The organism is Mangrovibacterium sp., assembly GCF_059905295.1.
The window spans coordinates 1-4,691 of record NZ_JBZQJF010000157.1; the positions used below are offsets into that span (position 1 = coordinate 1).

Annotated in this window: 4 protein-coding genes and 1 pseudogene; 4 read left to right on the forward strand and 1 reads right to left on the reverse strand. The window is 42.8% G+C overall.

Annotated features, from left to right (window positions below):
- From AC37HE_RS08270 to AC37HE_RS08285, 4 genes are all read left to right on the forward strand, one after another.
- Positions 1 to 212, forward strand: a 212-nt coding sequence (locus AC37HE_RS08270; RefSeq protein ID WP_500782356.1) for a hypothetical protein, incomplete at its 5' end; no start/stop codon positions are given.
- Positions 213 to 379: 167 nt separating this feature from the next.
- Positions 380 to 934 (forward strand): RNA polymerase sigma factor, encoded by a 555-nt coding sequence (locus AC37HE_RS08275; protein WP_500782357.1) that lies wholly within the window; start codon positions 380 to 382, stop codon positions 932 to 934.
- Positions 931 to 2,556 carry an energy transducer TonB gene (locus AC37HE_RS08280; RefSeq protein WP_500782358.1) on the forward strand — a complete coding sequence of 542 codons (1,626 nt, stop codon included), beginning with the start codon at positions 931 to 933 and terminating at the stop codon, positions 2,554 to 2,556. The genes AC37HE_RS08275 and AC37HE_RS08280 overlap by 4 nt, the downstream gene beginning before the upstream one ends.
- A 281-nt stretch (positions 2,557 to 2,837) precedes the next feature.
- Complete coding sequence (locus AC37HE_RS08285; RefSeq protein WP_500782359.1) at positions 2,838 to 3,290, forward strand: (2Fe-2S)-binding protein; 453 nt, start codon at positions 2,838 to 2,840, stop codon at positions 3,288 to 3,290.
- Positions 3,291 to 3,924: 634 nt separating this feature from the next.
- Here the strand turns inward: AC37HE_RS08285 and AC37HE_RS08290 are convergent.
- Positions 3,925 to 4,691: pseudogene (locus tag AC37HE_RS08290) on the reverse strand (hypothetical protein); the annotation flags it as partial.

A 4,691-nucleotide genomic window follows, 5' to 3' on the forward strand; every position in this document is an offset into this window, starting at 1 on the left:
CTTGGGCAGATGTCCAAACCGTATCCATACTCATCCGATGGCAGTTGGGCAAATGTCCAAACCGCATCTATATTACCTGGATGACACTTGGGCAAATGTCCAAACCGCATCTATATTCACCCGATGGCAGTTGGGCAAATGTCCAAACCGCATCTATACTCACCGGTTGGTACATGGACTCGCGGGAGATCCGATACTTTGAAAAGACATAATAATATGCGAGATTGAACCGTTACAAAAAGGGAGCTATTTAACAGGTACATATACACTGACATTCATTATACAATTTGAACAGCATAAGAATTTCTCATAATTCTTTATTAATTACCGATACCTTTTTCCAACAGATGGTACTCTTAATAAAAAACAAGCAAGTATTGTGGATACAAACCATCTAAAGATCCCCGAATTCATGAAGCTATATGCTCCAGTACAGCGACAGCTTTCAGCTTATTGCAGGGTAATAACCGGGAGCGAGGAAGAGGCACTCGATCTGGTGCAAGAAACACTGACCAGGGCTTTCGAAAGCTTCAATACCCTTCGAGAGCCGGATGCATTTCAATTTTTTCTTATTGGAATTGCCCGAAACTGCCACAGAAAACAACTGCGTCGGTCTAAATTCTTTGGAAAACCATCCGAAGTGAAAGCAAAGAATGTAGAGGTAGCCCCCGATTCTGTCGACATGCAACACGATATTCAGCTAATCCGCGAGTGTATTTCCCGGCTAAATACCGAACAACGAGAGGTGATACTTCTATTTCACATCCTTGGCTTTTCAATTAAAGAGATAGCTGGAAATATGTGCATTACCGAAGCTGCCGTGAAAAACCGTCTGGCACGTGGTCGTGAAAACTTACGGAAATTGCTTTCCGACAACGAGTCGATCTTAACAAACCGTATTTCCGCTAATCCTATTAAGAGTTTGACAAAATGAAAAAGCGAGAAATAACCAATAACGACCTGGAGCAACTGTTCTGTAAAATCACAGAACAAGCTCCTTTGATGAGCCAAGAACAAGTCAATGTTCTGCTAACAAATTGTACCGCTGTAACCTCCAGTAGCAATATAATGCGTTTCTTTCGCAACCACATGAATAGCCTGGTACTGGGAACCGTTATAATCATTGCTGCGTCAGTCTTTATCTGGATAAATCTTAATACAGATGCAGAAGGGCCAATTGCACAAAACCAGACACAGGAAAATCCGCCCATAGTTCTTCTTGCAGATACACTTGGGATCGAACAACATGTTGATAGCATTGAAACGATCCATGAGCAAGCATTAGTCAAGGATTCCTCTGACAAAGAACCGGTCAAACAGCCAATTCTTGATTCCATGGCAGTTGAGCCTATGACTATTTCGCTGGAAACGATCTATCAACAGGTTGAAAAAGAGCCGCAAATATTTTCTATTTCAGCGATCAGGGATACAACAATAACTTGCAAAGAGGGAACAACGATAAAAATAGCTGCCAACTCGTTTGTTTCGGAAAAAACAGGAGAGCCAATAACAGGGGAAGTAGAAATCTCAGCAGAAGAGTACTATAAATTATCCGATTTCATTTTGTCCAATTTAACGACAACTTCCGGAGGCAAGACACTGGAAACAGGCGGCATGCTCAATATTTCGGCCAGGTCTGCCGACGAAAAGTGTGCTATCAAGCCCGGACAATCTGTTGAGATTGGTTTTCCGAACACAAGTTCCAAAGATGGTATGGCCTTGTTTTACGGACAGTGGAATGGGGATAAAATTGACTGGAAGCTGGCTGATACATCTAAGCCGGAAAATTCGGAAACTTTTTTCATTGTTGAAGATATGCCGGAGTTCCCCGGAGGGCAATTGGCACTAAACCGGTTTATTCGTGACAATATCAGATATCCGGTCGACGCTATGGAAAATGGCATTCAAGGGCAGGTATTCGTGAATTTTATTGTTGACGAAGAGGGCCATGTTTGCGATGCCACTATTACCCGGGGTGTTAATCGTTCGCTGGACAATGAAGCACTTCGGGTTGTAAACAGTTTCCCAAAATGGACACCTGGAAAACAAAAAGGAAAACCAGTTCGGGTATCCTATACAATACCATTCACATTTAAGCTTACTGATCAAAACGTAGCTGCTTCAAACGAAAAATTTGAAGAAAAAGTCAAGGGTGATAATTTCCGCCATGTTACCGCGTCTGATGTTAGTCGGTATGTTTTTAATGCCACTCAGCTAGGCTGGTTAAACTGTGACCGGTTTTACAACAGCACTGGTTCTGTAACTAAATACTCCATCCCAATTGATGTAGCAGAGGAAGTTAATATCAACATGGTTTTTCAACGCTTTCAAGCAGTAATTCCTGGGCAAATCACCTCTGATTGCGTAGTGTTTGATCGTGTTCCATTGGGTGAGAAAGTTACCATTGTAGCCCTGAAAACAGTCGGATCTAAAGTATTCTTAGCGGTTAAAGAAACTGAAATAACCAACAACGGGGAATTAAAATTAACGTTCCACCCTGTGACAATGGGTTTACTTAAAAAGGAAATTGAAAAGCTAAATCAAATTGACGAATGAAGTCATCTGGTATGATCATCACAACTGGTGATTACACACAAATAATCGGATTATAAAAATGCACAAGTATCAAAGAAGGGTTAGTGCGTTTAGTAATTCTGAATTCTGCATCGCAGTTATGATCCATGGTCCCTGCCAGCCACCCATCATGTCCACCCCGTTGCAGCAAGCATATAAGAACGACACGATACAAAACAGCTTGGTCATTTATTTAGGTGCTAAAAGAAACAGATTAAGAGGACCGATTCTTATCTTTGTTGCGAATACTAAAGCGATGAACCATGTTTCAAGTTTGTTCAAAATGTGGCACCCCGGCGATTATTGTTCCGAAAGAAGCGGTGGAAAATAAAATTGGCAAAGAGCTGGCTATACCAGCCAATGAGAAAATATATGCCTGCCCAAATCCCCTGTGCAGTACGGTCTATTTTTCAAAAGGAATCAGCTTTAGAACGAATCAGTTAAACGCTCCAATCTTCTTTAAGGACAGTTCGGACGATGTTCCGATTTGCTATTGCTCGAACCTGACCAGGGGCGAAATCAAAGAAGCCGTGAAGAAGGGCTGCAAAACCATAAACGAAGTCCGAAAGCAGACGGGTAAAACCATCACCGGGAAATGCAAAGCAATGAACCCCCTTGGACAATGTTGCACAAAGAGTTTTCAGTATGAGATTGACCAAGCCCTGGGACAAAACCCCTCCGGATTTACATATAACCCTTGCAGCTGCTGCAGCTAAGCAGACTGAAATTAAAGGAAATTCTGAATTCGTCCCGTTCCCTTGCAGATAGTCATAACTCTTTTTACACACCTCCTTCGCCCGATACAAGTGGGTTTTACTCAATGGAATGAGAAGATCTAAGCCTTGGTTTCCTAACATTTATTTAACAGCAGCCTATTTCTTTTTTTCGTAATTTGTATGTGGAAACAAAGCCATGAAAACAGCCCTTATATTCTTAAGTCAGCTGTTTCAAACGAAACAAAGAACATTCTCGTAAAATCATTGATTTAGCATGCTACATCCCCGCGGGGGGGGGTAGCACCATTACCTTACACTGGAAGTTATGTTTTAGGCACCCGAAGCCGCGATAACGGCGAACTCAGCATCCGGAAGATCCAAGGCTGAACCAGCCGGTCGGTTAGCAGGGACGGGCACAAAACCCAAAACGTGAGTATCGAGCATATAAAAGACTCAAGGTCGAAAGGTATTTTGCTAATTCAATTGCAGGAACCTGAGCAGCTTAAAGCACTGTCAGAACTGGCGACAAAAACGAAGAAACACCATTTCAGGAAGTAGCGTTGTCAAATCCTGCGTCAAAAAAAGAGGGTCACTGTATAAACCAGCGACCCTTTTTCGTCTTGGACAGAATTAGTTAAAAGTGATGATGAATGCTTTCCTGAAGGAAGGGGTGATTCTTTGGTACCAGACTAGCCTTTGCCAGGTAGGTAACCACAACCAGACTGAACAAGCCTACAAAGCCCAGGTACATGCCAATCTCGAGTAATCCAAATTGGGCACTCCCGACTGTAGCCGGCCAAATTTCGAAATACAGCTCCGTATACTGCCCAACAATCAACAAGAGGATAACAGGTATCATGAACATCCGGCTTCGCGAGCTGAAACGAGGCATCAGAAACAAAAATGGTATTCCCCAGTTGAGTATTATATTGGCAAAAAACAGCACTTCAAACGCTCCGTGCATCCGGTGCACATAAAAGACGGTTTCTTCGGGTATATTCCCGTACCAAATCAGCATAAACTGGACAAAGTTCAGGTAGCCCCATACGATAGCCAGCATAAACATATACCGGGTGAAATCGTGCAAATGCGAGCGGTTCATGAGCTTCAGGTAGCCCATTTTATTCAGAATAATAACAATCAGGGTAATCACGGCTGCCCCGTGCAGAAAAGCGGCAACAAAAGCCTTGGCTGCAAACACGGTACTAAACCAATGCACCTCCAGCGACAGGATCATATCGACTGCAAAAAAAATGAAACTAATGGCGACGATAAAGATGGTCACCCGCGATAAAAACTCAAGCCGAACAAAATGATTCATTCCACCTTCCACATCTTCAAGCAGCGAAACACGCCGCATCAGTTTGGTCATCAGGATCCATAGCGCAAAAAATACCACAA